The organism is Paragemmobacter straminiformis (assembly GCF_014243445.1).
GTDB classification, from domain to species: Bacteria; Pseudomonadota; Alphaproteobacteria; order Rhodobacterales; family Rhodobacteraceae; genus Paragemmobacter; species Paragemmobacter straminiformis.
The window spans coordinates 89,316-111,085 of sequence record NZ_JACLQD010000003.1 but is presented as its reverse complement, the minus strand read 5'-3'; the positions used below and the strand labels follow the sequence as shown (position 1 = coordinate 111,085).

Below are 21,770 nucleotides of genomic sequence, written 5' to 3'. Positions count from 1 at the left end.
ACAGCCTTCTCACTTGCCCCGTTCAGACACCAACCGCCCGACGAGTTGCGCGGTGTAATCCACGATGGGAACGATCCGGCCATAGTTCAGCCGGGTCGGACCGATCACGCCCACCGCGCCGATGATTTTCCGATCCGCGTTCATATAGGGAGAAACGACCAGACTTGAACCCGAAAGTGAGAAGAGTTTGTTCTCGGACCCGATAAAAATGCGCACCCCCTCGCCCGATTCCGCCAATTCGAGGAATTCGGCGATGTCGCGCTTCCTCTCCAGATCGTCGAACAGGCTGCGGATGCGCTCTACATCCTGCGCATCGCCGCCTTCGATCAGGTTGGCGCGCCCCCGCACGATCAGCCGCTCCGAGGTTTCCCCGGGGTTTTCCCACACAGCAAGGCCCGATTGCACCAGATCTCCGGCCAGCGAATCAATCTCTTGCCGACGCTTGGCGATTTCGGCCCCGATGGTGCGGCGCAGGTCGGTCAGGGTTTTCCCTTCGGCCAGCGCATTCAGGAAATTTGCGGCCTCGCGCATCGAGCTTGGCGTCTGGCCCGGCGGCGGGGTGAAGATGCGGTTCTCGACCTGACCGTTGGCAAGCACCAGCACCACAAGGGCCCGCTCCTGCGACAGCGAGACGAATTCGATATGCCGGATCGGCGCCTCGACCTTGGGCGCCAGCACAAGGCTCGCCCCACGGGTGATGCCCGACAGCGCCGCGCCGACATGGTCAAGCAACGAAGCCACATCCTGATCGTTCGATCCCGTGGTGGCATCGATCCGCTCGCGGTCGGCTTCGGCCACGCTGCCCACTTCAAGCAGGCTGTCCACGAACATCCGCAGGCCAAGCTGGGTCGGTATCCGCCCGGCCGAAACATGCGGGCTGTCGAGAAGCCCCAGAAACTCCAGATCCTGCATCACGTTGCGGATCGTCGCCGCTGACAGCTTTTCGGTCATGCTGCGCGTCAGGGTCCGCGACCCCACCGGATCACCCGATTCAAGATAACCTTCGACCACGCGGCGGAACACCTCGCGCGAGCGGTCGTTCATGTCGGACAGGATTTTCGAACCGTCTGTCATCGTTCGTTTCCAATAGCAGCGATGAAGTTTATCGCGGGGCTGCGGCCCGTCAATCGGCGGGATCGCCGCATTGATCACACTTGCATAGCACGGGTCTGACGGCCTATCTGGCCCCAAGTGATACAAGGATCAAATGATGCGCCCTTCCGGCAGAAAATTGAACGAATTGCGGTCGGTTTCCATCGAACCGAATGTGATGAAGCACGCCGAGGGTTCGTGCCTGATCAAGATGGGCGAAACCCATGTGCTTTGCTCGGCCACGATCGAGGACAAGGCCCCGCCCTTTCTGAAGAACACGGGCCTCGGCTGGGTCACCGCCGAATACGGCATGCTGCCCCGCGCCACCAATTCGCGCACCCGTCGCGAGGCGGCGGCTGGCAAACAGTCGGGCCGCACGCAGGAAATCCAGCGCCTCATCGGCCGCGCCCTGCGCGCGGGCGTTGACCGCTCGGCCCTTGGCGAACGCCAGATCGTCATCGACTGCGATGTGATCCAGGCCGATGGCGGCACCCGCTGCGCCTCGATCACGGGCGGCTGGGTCGCGCTGCAACTGGCCGTGGCCAAACTGCTCAAATCCGGCGCCATCGTCAGCGACCCGATCATCGACCACGTGGCCGCCATTTCCTGCGGCATCTATGCGGGTCAGGCGGTCTGCGATCTCGACTACGCCGAGGATTCGACCGCAGGCACCGACGGCAACTTTATCATGACGGGCCGTGGCCGGTTGATCGAAGTGCAGATGTCTGCCGAAGGCGCGACCTTCTCGCGCGACGAAATGGGCAAATTGCTCGATCTGGCCGAAGCAGGCTGCGCGGCGCTTGTCGCGGCGCAAAAGGCGGCGCTGGGCAAGTGATGCGGAAATTCACCGAAAACCGGCTTGTGGTCGCCACGCATAACAAGGGCAAACTGGAAGAGATTTCAGCCTTGTTAGAGCCGTTTTCGGTGAATGTCGTCTCGGCGGGCGACCTTGGCCTGCCCGAACCGGCCGAGACCGAATCCACCTTTGTCGGCAACGCGCGCATCAAGGCCCACTTCGCAGCCAAGGCCGCGAACCTGCCCGCATTGGCCGACGATTCCGGCATTTCGGTCGATGGCCTGAACGGCGCGCCGGGGGTCTATACCGCCGATTGGGCCGAAACACCGCAGGGGCGCGATTTCATCCTTGCCATGACACGCACATGGCAAGCGCTGGAAGCGGCAGACGCCCCCTACCCCCGCAGGGCGCAATTCCGCTGCACCCTCGTTCTGGCTTGGCCCGACGGGCATGACGAAGTGTTCGAGGGCGTAATGCCCGGTCAGGTTGTCTGGCCGATGCGCGGCGATCAGGGGCACGGGTATGACCCGATCTTCCAACCCGACGGTTTCGACATCACCTTCGGCGAGATGGACCGCTGGAAGAAGAACGAGATCAGTCACCGCGCCGACGCATTCCGCAAACTGGTGAAAGGCTGCTTCACATGAAACGCATCTCGACCGGATCGCCCTTTGAGGCGACGATGGGCTACAGCCGCGCGATCGTCAAAGGCGGGTGGTGCTTTGTGTCGGGCGTCACGGGCTATGATTACGCCACGATGACCATTCCTGACGATGTCGCCGACCAGGCGCGCAACTGCTTTGCAACCATCGCCTCGGTTCTGGCGCAGGCGGGCTTTACGATGGAGGATATCGTCCGCGTCCAGTACACGGTCACCGATGTGGCGCTGGTAGACGCGCTGATCCCCGCCTTGGGCGCGGCCCTGGGCGACATCCGCCCTGCCGCAACGATGGTGATCGCCGGATTGATCAAACCGGAAATGAAGATCGAAATCGAAGTCACGGCCTTCAGGGGCTGACGATGGAAGACTGGCAGGCAGGCGGCTTCGGGCTTTATCTGCACTGGCCGTTTTGCCAGTCGAAATGCCCCTATTGCGATTTCAACAGCCATGTCGCCGCCAGCATCGACCAGACCCGCTGGCGCGATGCCTATCTGCGCGAGATCGCAAGAGTGGGTGCTGAAACCCGTGGCCGCGTGTTGCAAACCGTGTTCTTCGGCGGTGGCACCCCTTCGCTGATGCAACCCGATGTGGTCCACGCCATCCTCGACGCCGTTCGCGCGACATGGCCGATGGTGAATGACCCCGAAATCACGCTCGAGGCGAATCCCGGATCGGTCGAGGCGGGCCGCTTTCAGGGCTACCGCGAGGCCGGGGTGACGCGGGTCTCGATGGGCGTTCAGGCGCTGAACGACGCGGACCTGCGCCGCCTCGGGCGGCTGCATTCGTTGGCCGAGGCAAGGCAAGCATTTGATATCGCTAGAAAATGCTTTGATCGTGTCAGCTTTGACCTGATCTATGCACGCCAAGACCAGACCCTTGCCGATTGGCGCAAAGAGCTGACCGAAGCGCTGTCGATGGCCGTGGACCACCTGTCGATGTATCAACTCACCATCGAAGACGGCACCGCATTCGGCGACCGCTTTGCCCGCGGCGGGCTGAAGGGGCTGCCTGACGATGATGTTCAGGCCGATATGTATGCCCTGACGCAAGAGGTTTGCGCAGCTCACGGCATGCCGGCCTATGAGGTTTCGAACCACGCCGCGCGCGGATCGGAAAGCCGGCACAACCTGATTTACTGGCGCATGGGCGACTATATCGGCATAGGCCCCGGCGCGCATGGGCGGTTGACGTTGAACGGCACCCGCTGGGCAACCGAAGCGCCCCGCGCGCCCAAAGAGTGGTTAAACCGTGTCGAAGCGGGTCAGGCCGGAGAACTCGCACGCGAGACCGTGGACCTGCCCGATCAGGCCACCGAATATCTGCTGATGTCGCTGCGGCTTGCCGAGGGCATGAACCTCGGCCGCTTCGAACGCCTGAACGGCGCGCCGCTCGAAGGTGACCGCATCGCCGGATTGGCCGATCTGGGCCTTGTTCAGGTCGAAAATGACCAACTGATCGCCACGCCCGAGGGCCGAACCGTTCTGAACGGCGTGCTGCGCGAATTGCGCGCCTAGATCGCCAGATCCCGCCGCGCGACCGACAGCGCCGCGCAAAGCATGTCGAGATCGTCCAGCGTGCGGTAATGCACCGTCAGGCTGCCCCCCTCGCCGCCCGCACTGTGGTCGATCACCACGCGCATACCCAGACTGGCGGAAAGATCCCCCTCCAACGCGCGCGTATCCGCGTCTTTCTCGCCCTTGGGTCGCGGCCCCGACGATTTGCCGGCCCCCTTTTGCTCGGGGTGCTTGGCCAGCGCCTCGGTCTCGCGGACGGAAAGGTTCCGCTCGATCACCTGCCGCGCCAGTTCCGACGCGCGAGGCGAGGTAATCAGCGCCCGCGCATGGCCCGCAGACAGCTTTCCCTGACGTACATAGGCCTGAACGTCCTCGGGCAAGGTCAGCAGGCGCAGCAGGTTGGCGATATGGCTGCGGCTTTTCGAAAGCGCCTCTGCTACCTTCTCTTGTGTATGACCAAAGCGTTCCATCAACTGCTTGTAGGCCAAAGCCTCTTCCACCGCGTTCAGGTCAGCGCGCTGGATGTTTTCGATGATCGCGACCTCGATCACCTCGGAATCGCTGAAGTCGCGCAAAATCACGGGCAGTTCATGGACCTGCGCCAGTTGCGCAGCCCGCCAGCGCCGTTCACCCGCGACGATCTCGTAGCGGTCCTCGGCGATCAGCCGGACGATCAGGGGCTGAATGACGCCTTTCAGCCGGATCGAATCGGCCAATTCCTGCAGGGCCTCTGGCTGGAAATCGCGCCGCGGCTGGTTGGGGTTGGGAACCAGCCGCTCCACCGGAACCAGTAGATCGGGACGCCGCGCGCGGTCGGGGGTTTGCGGATCGACCTCGACGCTGACATCCGCCATCAACGCAGACAACCCGCGCCCCAGACCACGGCGTTCGTTTTTCTTTTCCATTCAAACGGTCTCCGTATGGGCGATGGGATGACGCGCCAGCAACTCGGCGGCAAGGGCGCGATAGGCCTCGCTTCCCTTGGAGGCGGAATCGTAGCTGAGGACGGGAAGCGAGAAGGACGGCGCCTCGGAGACGCGCACGTTGCGCGGAATGATCGTCTGGAAGACCAGATCCCCGAGGTTCTGCCGCGCGTCAGTTTCGACCTGCTGGCTCAACCTGTTGCGGCCGTCGTACATGGTCAACACAACACCTTCGATACGCAAAGACGGGTTCGCGGTCTGACGAACCTCGCGGACCGTCAGCATGAGCTGGGACAGACCTTCGAGGGCGAAGAATTCGGACTGCAACGGCACCAGAACCGAATGGCAAGCCACCATTGCGTTCACCGTCAAAAGGCTGAGCGAGGGCGGGCAATCGATCAGGATGAAATCCAGCGCAAAGGCATCCATCGCCGGTTGGCGCAGGGCGTCATGCAACAGGAAGCTGCGCTTTTCGTTCGAGAAAAGCTCCATATCCGCCGAGGATAGGTCGGCATTCGCGGGGCAGATCAGCAAGCCGGGCACATCGGTTTCCTGGATCACATCAGACAGCGCGGCATCGTCGATCAGCAGATCATAGGTCGTGAGCTTGCGGTTCTCGGCCTCGATTCCCAATCCGGTCGAGGCGTTTCCTTGCGGGTCGAGGTCGACCAGCAGGATCCTGGCGCCCAATTCCGCCAATCCGGCCGCCAGGTTGATGGCCGTCGTTGTCTTGCCGACCCCCCCCTTCTGGTTGGCGATCGCAATGATGCGGGGTTGGCGCGGGCGGGTCGGATCAGACATGAACAATGGCCTTCATCACAAGAACAACGGAACCGGCTTCAACCAGACTCGGCCGGACATCAAGGTCAAACTTCCAGCTTTTGCGCGCTTCGGCAACTTCGGCCTCCCAGTTCTGCCCTTTCGGGAAAATCGCCGTCCCAGCCGGCGCAAGGTGGCGGGCGGCAAAACCGCACAGGGCCGAAAGTGGCGCAAGGGCGCGGGCTGACAGGATATCGGCGGCCAGCGGGTCGACGGACTCGATCCGCTGCGCTTCAACCTGAACCCTCACCCCCAAACCACGCGCAGCCTCACGCAGAAAGGTTGCCTTGCGCTGGTCGGCCTCGACAAGAACCACCCTGGCGTCAGACCCGCGCCCCTCTGCCAGAACGGCAATGACAAGCCCGGGAAAGCCCCCGCCACTGCCAAGATCAGCCCAGACGCGGAAGGGGGCGATCTGGAAAAGCTGCGCAGAATCAAGAATATGTCGGCTCCACGCCGCATCGACCGTGCTGCGCGCAACCAGATTGATCGCGGGATTCCATTTGGCGAGCAGCGACTCGAGCGATTTCAGTTTCTCGATTGTTTCACGTGAAACATCGAGACCGGCAAGCAACTCTGTCATGCGGAGATCCGCGCACGCTTGGCCTTCCGCAAATGGGCAAGGATCAACGTCAGCGCCGCGGGGGTCATCCCTTCGATCCGTCCAGCCTGCGCGAGGTTCTCCGGCAAGATGCGCTTCAGTTTGGCGGTAAGCTCATTCGAAAGGCCCGACATCGCATCATAGTCAAAGTCGCGCGGAATGATCGCCTCTTCCTCGCGGCGCAAAAGATCTGCATCGCCCTGCTGGCGGTGGAGATATTGCGCGTATAGCGCATCGGTGGCGATCTGTGTCTTGGTTTCCGGATCGAGCGCCGAAAACTCTGGCAAAAGGGCTTCGACTGCGTCTTGGGCGCCCTCGCCAAACGCAAGCAACTCGAACCCGCTGCGCCGCGCACCGTCATTGCTGATCCGCAGGCCGCTCTCCAACAGATCGCGCGAAGAAAACCGCGCCGACTCCAATATGTCGCGCGCCACTGCCAGCCGATCCATCTTTTCAGAGAAAACGCGCAGCCGTTCCGGCCCGACACACCCGATCTCTGCACCCTTTGCTGTCAATCGCTGGTCGGCATTATCCGCCCGCAGCGCCAGTCGGAACTCGGCGCGCGAGGTGAACATGCGGTAGGGCTCGGTGACACCCCGCGTGATCAGATCATCAACCATAACGCCCATATAGCTATCGCTTCGGCTGAACCTAACCACATCTTGTTGCAGCGCATTGGCGGCCGCGTTCAAACCCGCAATCAACCCCTGCGCGGCGGCCTCTTCGTAGCCCGTGGTTCCGTTGATCTGCCCGGCAAAGAACAGGCCCGGTGCCGCCTTGACCTCAAGCCCCGCAGTCAATCCCCGGGGGTCGAAATAGTCGTATTCAATCGCATAGCCGGGCTGCAAAATCCTGACATTCTCAAGCCCCGCAATGGACCGGACGTATTCCTCCTGCACTTCCGCAGGCAGCGAAGTCGAAATTCCATTCGGATAGACGGTGTCGTCGTCGAGGCCTTCCGGCTCGAGAAAGACCTGATGACTCGTTTTGTCGGCAAACCGGACAATCTTGTCCTCGATCGACGGGCAATACCGCGGGCCGACGCCCTCGATATGTCCACCATACATGGCCGACAGACCAAGGTTCGCGCGCACGATATCATGGGTGCGCTCATTGGTGTGCGTGATGCCGCAGGCGATCTGCCGCACCTGCGGGCCTTTGTTCAGAAAGGAAAAAACCACAGGCTCGTCATCGGCGTCCTGCGTTTCAAGCCTGCTCCAGTCAATCGTCTTGCCGTCCAGACGCGGCGGCGTGCCGGTCTTCAATCGCCCCCGCCCCAGTTCCAGCGCCGCCAGACGCTCCGCCAAGGGAAGCGATGGCGCATCCCCCATCCGGCCGCCGGGCCGCTTGACGTTTCCGATATGGATCAAACCGTTAAGGAAGGTGCCAGCCGTCAAAACGACCGAACGCGCGGCGATTTTCGATCCATCTTTCAACACAACCCCGACCACGCGCGGGCCGTCCTGCACCAGATCGACGACCTCGCCTTCAACCACGGTCAGATTCGGCTGCGCTGCCAAAAGGCTCTGCATCGCCAGCCGGTACAACTTCCTGTCTGCTTGCGTGCGCGGGCCTTGCACGGCCGGCCCCTTACGCCGGTTCAGCAACCGGTACTGGATGCCCGCGCGGTCTGCCGCCAAACCCATAACGCCATCCAGCGCATCGATTTCGCGCACAAGATGGCCCTTGCCCAGACCACCGATTGCCGGATTGCACGACATCACGCCGATCGCATCCGCACGCAACGTAATCAGCGCCGTCGCCGCACCCTTGCGCGCCGATGCCGCAGCCGCTTCCGATCCGGCATGTCCGCCGCCGATGACGATGACGTCAAACTGTTTCACGTGAAACACCCTACTTCCCGATACAGAAGCTGGAGAAGATTTCATCCAGCAAATTCTCGACATCCACGCGCCCGACCAGGGATTCCAGCCCCCGCACGGCACGGCGCAACGCCTCGGCCGCGAACTCGGCCCGCTGCGGACCATTTTCTATCTCATGCAGCGCCGATTCCATAGCCCCGATCGACCGCTCTACCGCCAACCTGTGCCGCTCGCGCGTAATCACGCCGGCACCCTGCGTCACCGATGACAATCGCGCGCCGATCAACGCAATCAACTCGGCTATCCCCTGCCCCGTCTTTCCGGAAACCCCCGCACCACCCAGATCCGACTTGCCCTGAACGACAATATCATCCCCCGCCGGAGACAGCCCGACAACCTCGCCATCCCCCATAAGGAACACGCGCAAATCCGCCGCCTGCGCACGCGCTATCGCCCGTTCGATCCCGATCCGCTCGACCTTGTCTTCGGTTTCGCGCAATCCGGCCGTATCCAGCAGCGTCACGGCCAGACCGGCGATCTCCATCCGCACCTCGATAACGTCCCGCGTCGTCCCCGCGATTTCCGAGGTGATCGCCGCCTCCCGCCCCGCAAGGCTGTTCAGCAACGTCGATTTTCCGGCATTGGGCGGGCCGACGATAGCCACTTCGAACCCGTCCCTGATCCGCTCGGCCGCTGCCGATCCGGCCCGCTCGAGGCGCAAATCCGCCTCGACTTCGGCAATCAAACCAAGGACTTCCGGCGTCACATCAACCGGAACATCCTCATCCGCAAAGTCGATGGTCGCCTCGATCAAGGCCGCGGCCCGTACCAGCTTGGCCCGCCACAGCTCGGCCCGCTGCCCGATTGCACCCGACAACACGCGCAGGGCTTGCCGCCGCTGCGCCTCTGTCTCGGAATCGATCAGGTCCGCCAGACCCTCAACTTGCGCAAGGTCCAGACAGCCATTCTCCAAAGCCCGCCGCGTAAACTCTCCGGCCTCGGCCAAACGCAAACCCGCTTGCGCACCCAACGCCCGCATCACGGCCTGAACAACCGCAACCGACCCATGCACCTGCAACTCTGCGACGGCCTCGCCGGTAAAACTGGCCCCCGCATCGAACACCAGAACCAGCGCCTCATCCAGAACCCGCCCGTCCCAGACAAGCTGCCGCAACGCCGCGCGACGCGGCGGCGGCACCGATCCACACAGGATCTCCACCACCCTATGCGCCTCAGGCCCCGAGATGCGCAATACCGCAACTCCGGCCTTGCCGCGTGCGCTGGCGAGGGCGTAGATCGTATCCACCTGATTAACCCTTTGAAAAGGATCAGCTATTCATAGATTCGAAGAATTCGCCGTTGGTCTTGGTCTGCTTCAGCTTGCCAATCAGGAATTCAATCGCATCCGTCGTGCCCATCGGGTTCAGAATACGCCGCAGCACATAGGTCTTTTGCAGATCGACCTTGTCGACCAGCAGGTCCTCTTTCCGCGTGCCGGATTTAAGGATGTCAATCGCAGGGAACACACGCTTGTCCGCAACCTTGCGGTCCAGCACGATCTCGCTGTTGCCGGTGCCCTTGAATTCTTCAAAGATCACCTCGTCCATCCGGCTGCCGGTATCGATCAACGCCGTGGCGATGATGGTCAGCGACCCGCCCTCTTCGATATTCCGCGCCGCCCCGAAAAACCGCTTCGGCCGCTGCAAGGCGTTCGCATCGACACCACCGGTCAGAACCTTGCCCGACGACGGCACCACAGTGTTGAACGCCCGACCCAGACGCGTGATCGAATCGAGCAGGATCACGACATCCCGCTTGTGCTCGACCAGACGCTTCGCCTTTTCGATCACCATCTCGGCAACTGCAACGTGCCGCGTCGCCGGTTCGTCAAAGGTCGACGAAACAACCTCGCCGCGAACCGAGCGCTGCATGTCGGTCACTTCCTCGGGGCGTTCGTCGATCAGCAGCACGATCAGGTAGCATTCGGGGTGATTGGTCGCCACCGAATGCGCGATGTTCTGCAACAGAACCGTCTTACCGGTCCGCGGCGGTGCCACGATCAGCGCGCGCTGACCCTTCCCGATGGGGCAAACAAGGTCGATGATCCGCGCCGACCGGTCCCGGATCGTCGGGTCTTCGATTTCCATCTTCAACCGCTCATCGGGGTAAAGCGGCGTCAGGTTGTCGAAATGCACCTTGTGCCGCGCCCGTTCCGGATCGTCGAAATTGATCTTCGTCGCCTTCACAAGGCTGAAATACCGTTCGGTCTCGCGCGGCGCCTGAATGACCCCTTCGATCGTGTCCCCCGTCCGCAGCGAAAACTGGCGGATCATCTCGGGGCTGACGTAAATGTCATCCGGACCCGGCAGATAGTTCGCCTCGGGCGAGCGCAGAAACCCGAACCCGTCCTGCAACACTTCCAGAACGCCATCCCCGCCGATTTCGAACCCGTCCTCGGCATGTTCCTTCAAGATCTGGAACATCATCTCGCCCTTGCGCATCGAAGGGGCGTTCTCGATCTCCCATTCCTCGGCCATCGCCAGCAGGTCCGCCGGAGTTTTGGCTTTCAGATCAGACAGATTCAGACGTTCGACGGTCTCGGTCATACGCAAGTCCTATAGCCGCCCGAATGGGGCTGGCAGGCAGAATGGGAAAGGGAAAAGCATCGGACCGGACGGCCCAGCAAAGCCGCACATACGCAACCGACCCCGCAAAGTCAATCCGGCGCGGGTTTCGGCCCTCAGAACTTCACGATGACCGAAACGACGATCACCACCATCAAAAGCGTCGGAACCTCGTTCATCATCCGGTAATGCCGTCCCGATACCCTGTTGGTCCCCGCGATGAAATCCTTGCGCCGCAGGCCAAGCCAATGGTGAAACCACGTCATCCCCAAAACCGATGCCGCCTTGGTCCAGGGCCAAACCTCGTCCCAGCTCACGATGCCGGGCGTGAAGACAAGCGCCAGGCCGAAGATCCAAACCCCCATCATCGCCGGATTCATGATCGCCCGCAGCAAGCGCCGCTCCATCGTCTGGAACATCGCATCCGTCGGGCTTCCCGCCTCGACGACCTCGACATGGTACACGAAAAGCCGCGGCAGATAGAACAGGCCCGCCATCCAGGCGATCACCGAAATCACATGAAGCGCCTTGGTCCAGACATACCACTCGGCCAGAAAATCGCCCACCATCGGCTCCAAACGCTCCCTGCTACCTCTTCTTCTAAAAGAAAGAAGATTCTTACTTGATAGAGGATGTAGGCCCTGTGGACAACGGGATGCGCCTGTTTCTCCCGTCCTTAATCCACAGCCTGAACCCTGTGGAAAACAGCGCCCCCGTGCCGGATGCGATCCTGATCTAGATACATAAAACCATTATTAAACAATGTGTTAATGACATGTAGGCAAGCCAGTTCCATCCACATCCAATCCTTCCCCAGACAGCGCCGCAACGCACCATCCCCAGCCGGCCGGAACGCCCGTCAACAGGTGGACAAGCCGGACCCGTCCCTTGACAAACCGGCCCCTGCGGCCCCTCCTCGGCAAAAGCGCCGGTTTCGCCCCCGCTCCCCTCGCAAGAACAAAACCGGACTATCCACAGACCCGCCCCAAGGCTTCGCAAACGACGCACATGACCGACCGCCCCCTTCTTCTTGCCTCGGCATCCGAAATCCGCGCCACGCTTCTGCGCAACTCGGGCCTGACCGTGCAGGCCCTGCCGGCCCGCATCGACGAAGCGGCAATCCGTGCCAGCCTGCAATCCGAAGCTGCCACCCCCCGCGACATCGCCGATGCCCTGGCCGAGATGAAGGCCCGCAAACTGTCCGAAAAGCACCCCGAGGCCCTCGTCCTCGGCTGCGATCAGGTGCTGGAATTCCGCCATGCCATTTGGTCCAAGCCCGAAACCCCGGCCGAGGCGCTGTCGCAGCTTCAGTCCTTTCGCGGCCAGACCCACAAACTTCTCTCCGCCGCCGTGCTGTATGACCGTGGCGAACCCGTCTGGCGCCATGTGGGCGAAGTGCGCCTGACCATGCGCAACGCCTCCGACGCCTATCTGTCCGACTATGTCGCCCGCCACTGGGACAGCATCCGCCACGCCGTCGGCAGCTACAAACTCGAAGAGGAAGGCGTCCGCCTCTTCACCGCAATCCAGGGCGACTACTTCACCGTTCTCGGCCTGCCGCTTCTGCCGCTCTTGAACTATCTGTCCCAACGGGGTTTCATCGCCGCATGACCAACCATCCGCGCATTCCCCTTGCGGGCGTCATAGGCTCGCCCATCGCCCACAGCCGCTCTCCGGCGCTGCATGGCTATTGGCTGAAACGCTACGGCATCAAGGGTCATTACATTCCTCTCGATATCGCCCAGTCCGATCTGGCCGAAGCCCTGCGCATGATGCCCCGCATGGGCTTTGTCGGATGCAACGTGACGATCCCGCACAAGGAAGCGGTCCTCCAAATCGCCGATGTCATCACCGACCGCGCCGCCCTGATCGGTGCCGCCAACACGTTGATTTTCCGCAAGGACGGGAAAATACAGGCCGACAACACCGACGGTTCCGGCTTTATCGCCAACCTGCGCCAGCATGCCCCGCAGTGGCAACCCGCATCCGGCCCCGCCGCCGTTTTCGGTGCCGGCGGTGCCGCCCGCGCCGTGATCGCCGCCCTGATCGAGGTGGGCGTGCCCGAAATCCGCCTCGCCAACCGCACCCGCGCCCGCGCCGATGCGCTGCGCAGCGATTTCGGGGCCAAGGTCCGCGTGCATGAATGGGTGCAGGCCGAAGACATGATCGACGGCGCGGCCACCGTGGTCAACACCACCGCCCTCGGCATGACCGGCAAACCCGATCTTGTCCTTCCCCTCGGCACGCTCGCCGCCGGAACGCTGGTGACAGATCTCGTCTACACCCCGCTCAAAACCCAGTTCCTGATCGAGGCCGAGGCCCGCGGCGCCACCATCGTCGACGGTCTTGGCATGTTGTTGCATCAGGCCGCCCCCGGCTTCGAACGCTGGTTCGGCCACCGCCCCGAGGTGGACGAGGCGACACGCGCCGCGGTGCTTTCGGCATGACCTTCCGCCTTGGCCTGACAGGGTCGATCGGCATGGGAAAATCCACCACGGCCCAATTCTTCCGCGACGCGGGCATTCCCGTCTGGGATGCCGACGCAGCCGTCCACCGCCTTTACGCCACCGGCGGGGCTGCCGTGGCACCTCTCGCCGCTTTGCACCCGGCCGCAGTCACGGCCCAAGGCATCGACCGCGCCGCCCTGAAATCGCTCATCGCCGCCGACCCCTCGGCCCTTGGCCGTATCGAGGCCATCGTCCACCCGCTCGTCGCGGCCGACCGCGCGGCGTTCCTTGCGTCAACCACGGCCGACATCGTCGTTCTCGACATCCCGCTTCTCTTCGAAAATAGGTCCGAGGGTGAATTCGACGCCACGCTCCTCGTCACCGCCCCGCCGGCCTTGCAACGCGCCCGTGTCCTTGCGCGTCCCGGCATGACCGCCGCCCAATTCGACCTGATCCATGCCCGCCAGATGCCCGATGTCGAAAAGCGCGCCCGTGCGACCCATATCGTCGAAACCCTCACCCTCGACAGCACGCGCGCCTTCGTGCATGCCCTGATCGATTACATCCGGCGGGTGCCCCATGCGTGAAATCGTCCTCGACACCGAAACCACAGGGTTCGAGCCCTCGCAGGGCGATCGCATCGTCGAAATCGGCGCGGTAGAGCTGTTCAACCACCTGCCCACCGGCCGCACCTATCACCAATACATCAACCCCGAACGCCTCATGCCCACCGCTGCATTCGAGGTGCATGGTCTGGGCGACGACTTCCTGCGCGACAAACCGGTTTTCAAGGCCATCGCCCAAGCCTTCCTCGACTTCATCGGCGATGCGAAACTGGTGATCCACAACGCAGCCTTCGACATGAAGTTTCTGAATGCCGAACTGGAACGGGCGGGTTATCCGACCCTTCCCTACGACCGCGCCATTGATACGCTGATGATCGCCCGCACAAAGTTTCCGGGCTCGCCCGCCTCGCTCGACGCGCTCTGCCGCCGCTTCGGGGTCGACAACTCGTCGCGCGAAAAGCACGGGGCATTGCTCGATTCCGAAATTCTGGCCGAGGTCTATCTTGAACTCGTCGGCGGCCGCCAACCCGATTTCGGTCTTGCCGCCAGCGTCGACATGACCCCCGGGTCCGCCGCGCAAATACAGGCCGACTGGCGCCCCCGTCCGCGCCCAGAACCCTTGCCCCCGCGCCTGACCGCTGACGAATCCGCAGCCCATGCCGCCTTTGTCGCAAAACTGGGCGACGCCGCGATCTGGCTGAAACGGCAATGAAAAAGGTCGGGGATTTCCCCGCCCCCCTGTCGCTTCGGTCCGCGCCTCAGTTTGCGGGCGTCTGGACCCGGCGCTGGATTTCCTGACGGTAAAGGGCCAGAAAATCGACCGTGTCGATGTTCAGCGGCGGGAAGCCACCGTCCCGCGTCACATCCGAAATGATCCGGCGGACAAAGGGAAACAGCAAACGCGGGCATTCGATCAGCAGAAAGGGATGCAGCTGCTCGTCCGGCACGCCCTCGATATGGAAGATCCCGCCGTATTCGACCTCGAGGATGAACAGCGCCTCGCCATTGGTCTTGTTCTTCGACGTCACCTTGTATTTCGAGATGACATCATACTGGTGGTCCACCCCGCGCTTGCGCGCATCAAGGCTGACACCCACCTGAATATCCGGCTGCACGTCGCCGCTGGTGATGCCCTTGCGCGCCACCATGTTCTCGAAGGACATATCCCGCACGAATTGTGCAAGAACCTGCATCTTCACTTGCGGCGCGGGGGCCTGTTCGGCGGCGCCGTTCGCGCCGTTGTTTTCCTCGGCCATCGCTTCACTCCCTGTCGACAAAACCGGTTCGCCGCTTCCTATCAGACCGCCCCGGCCTTCTCAATGCCGCGTCCACCCCGATGGGGGCCTTGGCCCTCCGTCCGCGCGTCCGCTGTCGATTTCGGTGAATTCCCCGTCGATCACGATCCCGTCGCTGCGGCGTGCCGGTTGGTCCGACTGCATCGACGCCACCGAAAACCGCCGCGCAAGCCAGGCCACGATCAGCAGCCGCACCAAGGGCACCAGCAGCAAAAGCCCCAGCGCATCGGTCAGGAACCCCGGCAAGATCAGCAGCACGCCCGCCAGCATCCGCAGCGCGTCCGATCCGGCCACCGCCAGCGGGTTGCGCAAATCCGCCATCCGCTGCCGCAACCGGTCCGCCGATTGCAAACCCTGCCCGCGCAAGATCGCCACCCCCAGCGCCCCCGTCCCCAGCACCACCAGCAGCGTCAGCCACAGGCCAAGCGCCGACCCCAGCGTGACGAAAAGCGCGATCTCGACCAAAGGCCAGATCAGAAACAACGCGAAAACGGGCATCCCTTTGGCTCCTCACGGGCATTTCAGCGGGTGCTGCCATAGACACAGCCATCCCTCACCCCTACATAAGAGGTCGAAACCGAACTTACCAACCCCCACGCCCTGCCCTTTCGGGCATCGCACGCCGAGGTTCCTAATGACCAATTCGCTGATCCAGCTACTCGTTCTGGCAGGGATCGCCATTTTTCTCGTCATCAAATTGCGTGCCGTCCTCGGCACCCGCGAAGGCTTTGAAAAGCCTCCGGTTCCGCTCGATGTCACCCCGCGCCCCCGTCGCGACTTCGAGGTGATCGAAGGCGGCGCCGACCGCGACATCACCGACCACGTGACCGAAGGGTCGCCCGCCGCCGCAGCCCTCGCCGCGATGAAGGGTGCCGAACCCGGTTTTTCGGTCAGCACCTTCCTGTCCGGCGCCCGCAGCGCCTACGAGATGATCCTGATGGCCTTCGACAAGGGCGATCTTGACAGCATCCGCCCCTTTATCGGTGCCGATGTCGAACACAGCTTCGGCGAAGCCATCGAGGCCCGCCGCGAACAGGGCCTGACGATCGAGTCGAAATTCGTCGGAATGCGCGAACTAGCCCTGCACGATGCGACCTTCAACGCCACCACGCGCGAGGCTGAAATCTCGGTCCGCTTCGTGGGCGAAATCACCAGCGTCGTGAAGAACGCCGCAGGCGAGATCGTCGAAGGAAAGCCCACCGAAATCAAACGTCAGCGCGACGTCTGGACCTTTGCCCGCAAGATGGGGGCCAACGACCCCAACTGGCAACTTGTCGCAACCGGGGACTGATGCGTGCCGCCCTCGCAGCCCTTGCTTGTGCGGTCGCCATGACCGGGGCTTCCGCACAGGCCCAAGAGCTGCGTTTTTCCGACCTCGCCGGTTGGGAAACCGATGACCACCGCGCGGCGCTGCAAAGTTTCCTGCAAACCTGCGACCTGATCGAAGGCGCCGATTGGCGCCCCTTGTGCAATCTGGCCCCCGATGCCGCCGCCAGCGACCGGACCGCGCGCCAGTTCTTCGAGCTTTTCTTCCGTCCGGTCCTGATCGGTGATCCGCCCGCGCTGTTCACCGGCTATTACGAACCCGAATTTTCCGGCTCTCCCACCCGCACCCCGCGCTTTGCCTACCCGCTTTACGCCCGCCCCCCCGAATTGCGCGATGGCGAGCAATTCCTGAGCCGCGCCGCCATCGACGGCGGGGCGCTGCGCGGGCGCGGGCTGGAACTCGCATGGCTCGACGATCCGGTCGATGTCTATTTCCTGCAAGTGCAAGGCTCGGGTCGCATCAAGATGCCCGACGGTTCGGTCCTTCGCGTCGGCTATGCGGGTCGCAACGGTTTCGAATACCGCTCGGTCGGGCAAGAAATGGTCCGCCGTGGCACCCATCGCCCTGACGAGGTTTCGGCACAGGAAATCGCCCGCTACGTCCGCGCAGGCGCAAGCGATCTTCTTTCGATCAACCCGTCCTACGTGTTCTTCCGCAAACTCGACCTCGCACCCGAACTTGGCCCCATCGGCGCGATGACCCGCTCGATCACGCCGTTCCGCAGCGTGGCCATCGACCCGGCTTTTACCCCCCTCGGCGCGCCCGTCTGGATCGAAAAGGACGGCCCCGCCCCGATCCGCAGCCTGATGGTCGCACAGGACACGGGTGGCGCGATCAAGGGTCCGCAGCGCGCGGACATCTATTTCGGCACCGGCCCCGCAGCGGGCGATGCGGCAGGCACCGTCAAGGATTCAGGCCGCATGGTGGTTCTGCTTCCCATCGACCGCGCCTATGCCGCCATCGACGGGCTGTAACATGGCCCGCCGCCGCCACCTCCGCCCGGACGAGGAAGACCTCTGGCACGCCGTGGCCCGCACCGCCAAGCCGATGCACGCCCCCACGATGCAGCGGCGCATCGAAACCCAGCCCGCCCCGCCCGCGCCCGAACCGCCCAAACACCATACCCCGATGTTCGAGCCTTTCCGCCTTGGCGAAAAGGCCAAGCCGCGCACCGGTCACAATCTTGCACCCTCCATCGCGGAAAGCCTGTCGCAAGCGCCCGTGCAGATGGATGCCAAAGCCTTCGGCAAGATGACACGCGGCAAACTCGCCCCCGAAGCGCGCATCGACCTTCACGGCATGACCCTGGCCGAGGCCCATCCCGAACTGATCCGTTTCATCCTGAACGCCCAGTCCGACGGCCTGCGCCTTGTGCTGGTGATCACGGGCAAGGGCAAGCGCCGCGACGATACAGGCCCGATCCCGCAGCGCATGGGCGCCTTGCGCCATCAGGTGCCGCAATGGCTGCGCATGGCCCCGCTTGGCCCTGCCGTGCTGCAAGTGGCCGAAGCGCATCTCAAGCACGGCGGATCGGGCGCCTATTACGTCTACCTGCGCCGCCGCTGACGCCAGACGCCAAGCCCGACAAGCGCCGAGGCCGCCACGAAATACGCCGACCATAGCGGCATCTGCGCGGGCAATTCCACACCCCTGTCGATCATATAGCCCGACAGCGCCGGCCCTGCCGCCGTGCCGAACACCATCGCCGACCCCACCGTCGCCCGCACCGCGCCAAGATGCCTTGTGCCGTAGAACTCGGCCCAGAATGCCATCGGAACCGTCAGTTGCGACCCCGCCGTCAACCCCATGACCGCCAGCGCCGCAGCCACCATCGGCAAATGGTCCACCATCGGGAACACGGCAAAGAACACCGCCAGCGGCAGGATATATAGCGGCATCAACGGCCCCGATCCCCAACGGTCGACCGCCCAGCCCCCGGTGAACATCGCGACCACCGATGCCGCCGTATAGGCGGGAAAGGTCGCGACAAGTCCCAGATGGCTCCACCCCTTCACCTCGGCCAGATGCACCTGCTGGAAGAAGAATGCCGTAATAAAGCAGGGCGGCCCGACAAGCGCGGGAAGCACGCACCAGAACAGCGGATGGCGCAACATCTCGCCCCGCGTCCAGTGCCGCCCGCCCATTCCTGCGACGTCATTCGCCGCCGAAACCGCCGCCGGCGTGCGCTCTAGCCGCAGCAACCGCCAGATCACCGGCAGGCAAAGCGCGATCACCCCTGCCGCCACCACCCACAGGCTTTGCCACGGCAACACCTGTTTCAGCCCGACAAAGCCCAGCGGCATCACCACCTCGCCCACCGAAAAGCCCAGCGCCGCCACCGCCATCGCCCGCCCGCGCTGCGCCACATACCAGCGCGACATGGCGACACCGGCCGTCTGCACCACCATCCCCTGCCCGAACAGCCGCAACGCAAAGATCACCGCAGGCAGCGCCCAGCCCCTCGGCCCCAGCGCCATCGCCAGACAGGCCAGCGCCAGCGCGACCAGAACCACCGTTCCCAGATGCCGCACACGGAACCTGTCGGTCAGCGCCCCCGACCACAGCATGACCACCGCCGATGCCATCGTACACGAGGCGTAAAGCGCCCCCCATTCCCCGTGGCTCAGCCCGTTCAGGCCGCGCAACTCCGCCGCAAAGGTCGAGATGAAATAGGTCTGCCCGAACCCCGACAGGAACGACAGCAGGAACCCCGCCAGCAGATAGGGCGCGTTCGCCCGCAGAAAGGCCGTGAATGACATGGGCACAGTCATTCCACCCTTCGCCCGCCAGCGAAACCCCCAATCAGTTCAGCTGCTGCCCCGTCAAATCGCCCACCGGCCGCAGGATGATCCGCGTGGCGCTGCGCACGGTCAGCACGACCCCGGGCAGCAGGCCCGTCCGCCCCGACACGTCGCCGCCAAAGGCTTGCTCGACCTGCGCGATATTCCCCATCAGCGCGATCAGCGCCGGAGAGGTGCCCGCCACGAAATGCCCGCCTCCGGTCGAAAAGGCGCCCACGTCGTAATAGGTCACCTCAAGGTCCGAGAGCGGCGTCACATCGGTCATCGACCCGAGCCGCCCGCTTTGCCCCGTAATCAGCCCCGACAACCGCAAGACGCGGTCACGCCCCGATCCAAAGATCAGGAAGGGCTGCGGCAACTGCCCGATCGAATGCGCCTGCATGCGGAACACATCCACGTCGATATCGGGCGAAAACAGCACCACGCCCGATATCTGCGGCATGATGCGCCCGTCGCGCATCGCGATGTCGCGCAGCGTCTCCATCGTCAGGAACCCGCCCATCGAATGCGCAACCAGCGTCACCCGCGTGGCGCCCGCCGCCGTCACTTCGCGGATCAGGTCTTCCAGACCGTCGCGTGCGAAAAGCATGCTGTCGCGGTCATAGACATAGCCCAGCGGCTCTGCCGCCGAAGCCCATGAATAATGCACCGCCACGCCCGGCAATTTCAGGTCGTTGTGCAGCTGCGCGATGCGATACAGCCCTTCGGTAAAGGTGTTGTTGAACCCGTGAACGAAGATCACCGCTTCCCGCCCGTTCGCCCGCAGCGCCTTGCCCAGATCGGCGCGAAAGGCGGGGTCGGCGGGGTAATGCACCTGTGCCGTGGTCAGAAAATCGGTCCGCGCGTCAAGCTTCTTGCGCTTGGGATACTTGATCTCGCCCGCCACACGGTCCGGCGGGATCGCCACGTCATAGCGCGCGAACTGCATCACCTCCGACCGCCCGCTGCCATAGATGCCATTCGGCCCCAAGGCCCGCGTTGTGCCGACGAAAACCGACTGCACCGTTCCCTGTGCCAGCTCGGGCGAGACGATATACATCGTTCCCCGTGGCGCGCAGGCCGAAACCAGCATCAGGCAGACAAGCAGCATGGCGCGCATCGCAAAGGCCCTTTTGAAGAATCCTGCTGTCGGAAACTTACAGCACGTAACGGGAAAGATCGGCTGACCGTGACAGCGCGCCGATGTTCGCTTCGACAAACGCCGCATCCACGGTTACGGTTTCCCCCGACCGGTCCGGTGCGCTGAAAGAAAGCTCCTCGAACACCCGTTCGATCACCGTATACAGCCGCCGCGCCCCGATATTCTCGACACTGCGGTTCACCTCGGCGGCAATGCGGGCAATCGCGGCGATGCCGTCGGTGGTAAACGATACGGTAACCTCCTCGGTCGCCATCATCGCGGAATATTGCAAGGTCAGCGCGTTTTCCGTTTCGGTCAGGATACGGACAAAGTCGTCCTCGGTCAGGGCCGTCAGTTCCACGCGAATGGGCAAGCGCCCCTGCAATTCCGGCAACAGGTCCGAAGGCTTGGCGATGTGGAACGCCCCGCTTGCGATGAACAAGATGTGGTCCGTCTTGACCGGCCCGTATTTCGTCGAAACCGTGGTTCCCTCGATCAGCGGCAGCAAATCGCGCTGCACCCCCTCGCGGCTCACATCGGCGCCGCGCGCATCGGCCCGCGCACAGATCTTGTCGATCTCGTCAAGAAAGACGATCCCGTTTTCCTGCACCGCCTCAAGGGCCGTGGCCTTCACCGCCTCGTCGTCCAGCAGCTTGTCGGCTTCCTGCCCGATCAGAATGTCATAGCTGTCGGCCACCGTCATCCGCTTGCGGCTGGTGCGCCCGCCGAACGCCTTGAACAGGTCCTGCAAGCCCTGCATCTGCAATTCCATCCCGTTTCCGCCGGGAAACATGCCCGCAGGCATCGCGGCGTCCGGCACGTCAAGCTCGATCACCGTCTGGTCCAGCTCACCGCGCTTCAGCTTGGCCCTGAACATCTCGCGCGTCTGCTCGCGCGCGTCCTTGCCCGCCAATGCCTCGATGACCCGCTCTTCCGCCGCCTTCTGCGCCTTGGCCTTCACATCGTCGCGCATCCGCGCCCGCGTCTCGACCATCGCCGCATCGACCAGATCGCGGATGATGCTGTCCACATCGCGGCCCACATAGCCCACTTCGGTAAACTTCGTCGCCTCGACCTTCAGGAAAGGCGCCTTCGCCAGCTTTGCCAGACGGCGGCTGATCTCGGTCTTGCCCACGCCAGTCGGCCCGATCATCAGGATATTCTTGGGGTAAACCTCGTCCCGCAGATCGTCGCCCAGCAATTTGCGCCGCCAGCGGTTGCGCAGCGCCACCGCCACCGCCCGCTTGGCATCGCGCTGCCCGATGATGAAACGGTCCAGCTCGGACACGATTTCGCGCGGGGTCAGGTTGGTCATGAGGGTATCCTTTCAACGCCCGTCCCGATGTAACCCCTGTTAAAGG

Annotated in this window: 24 protein-coding genes; 11 read left to right on the top strand and 13 right to left on the bottom strand. The window is 63.3% G+C overall.

All coding sequences use genetic code 11. From position 1 onward, the window contains the following. Window positions 1-9: 9 nt before the first annotated feature. On the bottom strand, window positions 10-1,074 hold the full coding sequence (hrcA, locus tag H7F16_RS11090) for a heat-inducible transcriptional repressor HrcA (RefSeq protein WP_185797672.1): 1,065 nt from the start codon (window positions 1,072-1,074) through the stop codon (window positions 10-12). Between the two features lie 136 nt (window positions 1,075-1,210). Here hrcA and rph point away from each other — a divergent pair, with 136 nt between their 5' ends. The 4 genes from rph to hemW are packed head-to-tail and all read left to right on the top strand — an operon-like array spanning window position 1,211 to window position 4,063. Next, on the top strand, window positions 1,211-1,927 hold the full coding sequence (gene rph, locus H7F16_RS11085) for a ribonuclease PH (RefSeq protein ID WP_185797671.1): 717 nt from the start codon (window positions 1,211-1,213) through the stop codon (window positions 1,925-1,927). After that, on the top strand, window positions 1,927-2,535 hold the full coding sequence (gene rdgB, locus H7F16_RS11080; protein WP_185798119.1) for an RdgB/HAM1 family non-canonical purine NTP pyrophosphatase: 609 nt from the start codon (window positions 1,927-1,929) through the stop codon (window positions 2,533-2,535). The genes rph and rdgB overlap by 1 nt, the downstream gene beginning before the upstream one ends. Continuing rightward, entirely contained in the window at window positions 2,532-2,906 is a 375-nt protein-coding gene (locus tag H7F16_RS11075; protein WP_185797670.1) for a RidA family protein, read from the top strand. The genes rdgB and H7F16_RS11075 overlap by 4 nt, the downstream gene beginning before the upstream one ends. Before the next feature lie 2 nt (window positions 2,907-2,908). Then, window positions 2,909-4,063 carry a radical SAM family heme chaperone HemW gene (hemW, locus tag H7F16_RS11070; protein ID WP_185797669.1) on the top strand — a complete coding sequence of 385 codons (1,155 nt, stop codon included), beginning with the start codon at window positions 2,909-2,911 and terminating at the stop codon, window positions 4,061-4,063. On the opposite strand, the gene H7F16_RS11065 is transcribed toward hemW, so the two are convergent. The 7 genes from H7F16_RS11065 to H7F16_RS11035 all read right to left on the bottom strand — a co-directional run bounded on the left by H7F16_RS11065 (window position 4,060) and on the right by H7F16_RS11035 (window position 11,422). Then, window positions 4,060-4,968 carry a ParB/RepB/Spo0J family partition protein gene (locus H7F16_RS11065; protein ID WP_185797668.1) on the bottom strand — a complete coding sequence of 303 codons (909 nt, stop codon included), beginning with the start codon at window positions 4,966-4,968 and terminating at the stop codon, window positions 4,060-4,062. The genes hemW and H7F16_RS11065 overlap by 4 nt on opposite strands. Continuing rightward, window positions 4,969-5,787 (bottom strand): ParA family protein, encoded by an 819-nt coding sequence (locus tag H7F16_RS11060; protein ID WP_185797667.1) that lies wholly within the window; start codon window positions 5,785-5,787, stop codon window positions 4,969-4,971. Beyond that, window positions 5,780-6,388, bottom strand: coding sequence for a 16S rRNA (guanine(527)-N(7))-methyltransferase RsmG (gene rsmG / locus H7F16_RS11055; protein ID WP_185797666.1), 609 nt, complete (start codon window positions 6,386-6,388; stop codon window positions 5,780-5,782). Before rsmG ends, H7F16_RS11060 begins: the two co-directional genes overlap by 8 nt. Then, entirely contained in the window at window positions 6,385-8,295 is a 1,911-nt protein-coding gene (gene mnmG, locus H7F16_RS11050; protein WP_185797665.1) for a tRNA uridine-5-carboxymethylaminomethyl(34) synthesis enzyme MnmG, read from the bottom strand. Before mnmG ends, rsmG begins: the two co-directional genes overlap by 4 nt. After that, entirely contained in the window at window positions 8,261-9,535 is a 1,275-nt protein-coding gene (gene mnmE, locus H7F16_RS11045) for a tRNA uridine-5-carboxymethylaminomethyl(34) synthesis GTPase MnmE (RefSeq protein WP_185797664.1), read from the bottom strand. Before mnmE ends, mnmG begins: the two co-directional genes overlap by 35 nt. A gap of 22 nt (window positions 9,536-9,557) precedes the next feature. Next, entirely contained in the window at window positions 9,558-10,835 is a 1,278-nt protein-coding gene (gene rho / locus H7F16_RS11040; protein ID WP_185797663.1) for a transcription termination factor Rho, read from the bottom strand. 134 nt (window positions 10,836-10,969) lie between these two features. After that, window positions 10,970-11,422, bottom strand: a complete 453-nt coding sequence (locus tag H7F16_RS11035; RefSeq protein ID WP_185797662.1) for a CopD family protein — start codon at window positions 11,420-11,422, stop codon at window positions 10,970-10,972. 439 nt (window positions 11,423-11,861) lie between these two features. Here H7F16_RS11035 and H7F16_RS11030 point away from each other — a divergent pair, with 439 nt between their 5' ends. The 4 genes from H7F16_RS11030 to dnaQ are packed head-to-tail and all read left to right on the top strand — an operon-like array spanning window position 11,862 to window position 14,578. Next, window positions 11,862-12,464, top strand: coding sequence for a Maf family protein (locus tag H7F16_RS11030; protein ID WP_185797661.1), 603 nt, complete (start codon window positions 11,862-11,864; stop codon window positions 12,462-12,464). After that, window positions 12,461-13,300, top strand: a complete 840-nt coding sequence (locus H7F16_RS11025; protein ID WP_185797660.1) for a shikimate dehydrogenase — start codon at window positions 12,461-12,463, stop codon at window positions 13,298-13,300. The genes H7F16_RS11030 and H7F16_RS11025 overlap by 4 nt, the downstream gene beginning before the upstream one ends. Continuing rightward, complete coding sequence (gene coaE / locus H7F16_RS11020) at window positions 13,297-13,887, top strand: dephospho-CoA kinase (RefSeq protein WP_185797659.1); 591 nt, start codon at window positions 13,297-13,299, stop codon at window positions 13,885-13,887. Before H7F16_RS11025 ends, coaE begins: the two co-directional genes overlap by 4 nt. After that, complete coding sequence (gene dnaQ / locus H7F16_RS11015; RefSeq protein WP_185797658.1) at window positions 13,880-14,578, top strand: DNA polymerase III subunit epsilon; 699 nt, start codon at window positions 13,880-13,882, stop codon at window positions 14,576-14,578. The genes coaE and dnaQ overlap by 8 nt, the downstream gene beginning before the upstream one ends. Window positions 14,579-14,624: 46 nt before the next feature. Here the strand turns inward: dnaQ and secB are convergent, their stop codons facing one another. Both secB and H7F16_RS11005 read right to left on the bottom strand, forming a co-directional pair. After that, window positions 14,625-15,122, bottom strand: coding sequence for a protein-export chaperone SecB (gene secB, locus H7F16_RS11010; protein ID WP_185797657.1), 498 nt, complete (start codon window positions 15,120-15,122; stop codon window positions 14,625-14,627). A 60-nt stretch (window positions 15,123-15,182) separates the two neighbouring features. Beyond that, complete coding sequence (locus tag H7F16_RS11005) at window positions 15,183-15,659, bottom strand: FxsA family protein (protein ID WP_185797656.1); 477 nt, start codon at window positions 15,657-15,659, stop codon at window positions 15,183-15,185. A 136-nt stretch (window positions 15,660-15,795) separates the two neighbouring features. Between H7F16_RS11005 and H7F16_RS11000 the strand changes: the two genes are divergently transcribed. The 3 genes from H7F16_RS11000 to H7F16_RS10990 are packed head-to-tail and all read left to right on the top strand — an operon-like array spanning window position 15,796 to window position 18,054. Continuing rightward, window positions 15,796-16,452, top strand: a complete 657-nt coding sequence (locus tag H7F16_RS11000) for a Tim44/TimA family putative adaptor protein (protein WP_185797655.1) — start codon at window positions 15,796-15,798, stop codon at window positions 16,450-16,452. Continuing rightward, complete coding sequence (gene mltA / locus H7F16_RS10995; protein WP_185797654.1) at window positions 16,452-17,462, top strand: murein transglycosylase A; 1,011 nt, start codon at window positions 16,452-16,454, stop codon at window positions 17,460-17,462. The genes H7F16_RS11000 and mltA overlap by 1 nt, the downstream gene beginning before the upstream one ends. Before the next feature lies 1 nt (window position 17,463). Next, the gene (locus H7F16_RS10990) at window positions 17,464-18,054 is read left to right on the top strand and encodes a Smr/MutS family protein (protein WP_185797653.1); all 591 of its coding nucleotides are present in this window, start codon (window positions 17,464-17,466) and stop codon (window positions 18,052-18,054) included. Here the strand turns inward: H7F16_RS10990 and H7F16_RS10985 are convergent. From H7F16_RS10985 to hslU, 3 genes are read right to left on the bottom strand one after another with little or no spacing between them, the layout of a single operon-like run. Further along, complete coding sequence (locus H7F16_RS10985; protein ID WP_185797652.1) at window positions 18,036-19,247, bottom strand: MFS transporter; 1,212 nt, start codon at window positions 19,245-19,247, stop codon at window positions 18,036-18,038. The genes H7F16_RS10990 and H7F16_RS10985 overlap by 19 nt on opposite strands. 43 nt (window positions 19,248-19,290) lie before the next feature. Next, window positions 19,291-20,388, bottom strand: coding sequence for an alpha/beta hydrolase (locus tag H7F16_RS10980; RefSeq protein ID WP_185797651.1), 1,098 nt, complete (start codon window positions 20,386-20,388; stop codon window positions 19,291-19,293). A gap of 37 nt (window positions 20,389-20,425) precedes the next feature. After that, the gene (gene hslU / locus H7F16_RS10975) at window positions 20,426-21,724 is read right to left on the bottom strand and encodes an ATP-dependent protease ATPase subunit HslU (protein ID WP_185797650.1); all 1,299 of its coding nucleotides are present in this window, start codon (window positions 21,722-21,724) and stop codon (window positions 20,426-20,428) included. Window positions 21,725-21,770 lie beyond the last annotated feature (46 nt).

Bases quoted from the DNA above. Each gene is read 5' to 3' on its own strand.
- hrcA (WP_185797672.1), bottom strand. From the start codon at position 1,074: ATGACAGACGGTTCGAAAATCCTGTCCGACATGAACGACCGCTCGCGC.
- rph (WP_185797671.1), top strand. From the start codon at position 1,211: ATGCGCCCTTCCGGCAGAAAATTGAACGAATTGCGGTCGGTTTCCATC.
- rdgB (WP_185798119.1), top strand. From the start codon at position 1,927: ATGCGGAAATTCACCGAAAACCGGCTTGTGGTCGCCACGCATAACAAG.
- H7F16_RS11075 (WP_185797670.1), top strand. From the start codon at position 2,532: ATGAAACGCATCTCGACCGGATCGCCCTTTGAGGCGACGATGGGCTAC.
- hemW (WP_185797669.1), top strand. From the start codon at position 2,909: ATGGAAGACTGGCAGGCAGGCGGCTTCGGGCTTTATCTGCACTGGCCG.
- H7F16_RS11065 (WP_185797668.1), bottom strand. From the start codon at position 4,968: ATGGAAAAGAAAAACGAACGCCGTGGTCTGGGGCGCGGGTTGTCTGCG.
- H7F16_RS11060 (WP_185797667.1), bottom strand. From the start codon at position 5,787: ATGTCTGATCCGACCCGCCCGCGCCAACCCCGCATCATTGCGATCGCC.
- rsmG (WP_185797666.1), bottom strand. From the start codon at position 6,388: ATGACAGAGTTGCTTGCCGGTCTCGATGTTTCACGTGAAACAATCGAG.
- mnmG (WP_185797665.1), bottom strand. From the start codon at position 8,295: ATGAAATCTTCTCCAGCTTCTGTATCGGGAAGTAGGGTGTTTCACGTG.
- rho (WP_185797663.1), bottom strand. From the start codon at position 10,835: ATGACCGAGACCGTCGAACGTCTGAATCTGTCTGATCTGAAAGCCAAA.
- H7F16_RS11035 (WP_185797662.1), bottom strand. From the start codon at position 11,422: ATGGTGGGCGATTTTCTGGCCGAGTGGTATGTCTGGACCAAGGCGCTT.
- H7F16_RS11030 (WP_185797661.1), top strand. From the start codon at position 11,862: ATGACCGACCGCCCCCTTCTTCTTGCCTCGGCATCCGAAATCCGCGCC.
- H7F16_RS11025 (WP_185797660.1), top strand. From the start codon at position 12,461: ATGACCAACCATCCGCGCATTCCCCTTGCGGGCGTCATAGGCTCGCCC.
- coaE (WP_185797659.1), top strand. From the start codon at position 13,297: ATGACCTTCCGCCTTGGCCTGACAGGGTCGATCGGCATGGGAAAATCC.
- dnaQ (WP_185797658.1), top strand. From the start codon at position 13,880: ATGCGTGAAATCGTCCTCGACACCGAAACCACAGGGTTCGAGCCCTCG.
- secB (WP_185797657.1), bottom strand. From the start codon at position 15,122: ATGGCCGAGGAAAACAACGGCGCGAACGGCGCCGCCGAACAGGCCCCC.
- H7F16_RS11005 (WP_185797656.1), bottom strand. From the start codon at position 15,659: ATGCCCGTTTTCGCGTTGTTTCTGATCTGGCCTTTGGTCGAGATCGCG.
- H7F16_RS11000 (WP_185797655.1), top strand. From the start codon at position 15,796: ATGACCAATTCGCTGATCCAGCTACTCGTTCTGGCAGGGATCGCCATT.
- mltA (WP_185797654.1), top strand. From the start codon at position 16,452: ATGCGTGCCGCCCTCGCAGCCCTTGCTTGTGCGGTCGCCATGACCGGG.
- H7F16_RS10990 (WP_185797653.1), top strand. From the start codon at position 17,464: ATGGCCCGCCGCCGCCACCTCCGCCCGGACGAGGAAGACCTCTGGCAC.
- H7F16_RS10985 (WP_185797652.1), bottom strand. From the start codon at position 19,247: ATGTCATTCACGGCCTTTCTGCGGGCGAACGCGCCCTATCTGCTGGCG.
- H7F16_RS10980 (WP_185797651.1), bottom strand. From the start codon at position 20,388: ATGCGCGCCATGCTGCTTGTCTGCCTGATGCTGGTTTCGGCCTGCGCG.
- hslU (WP_185797650.1), bottom strand. From the start codon at position 21,724: ATGACCAACCTGACCCCGCGCGAAATCGTGTCCGAGCTGGACCGTTTC.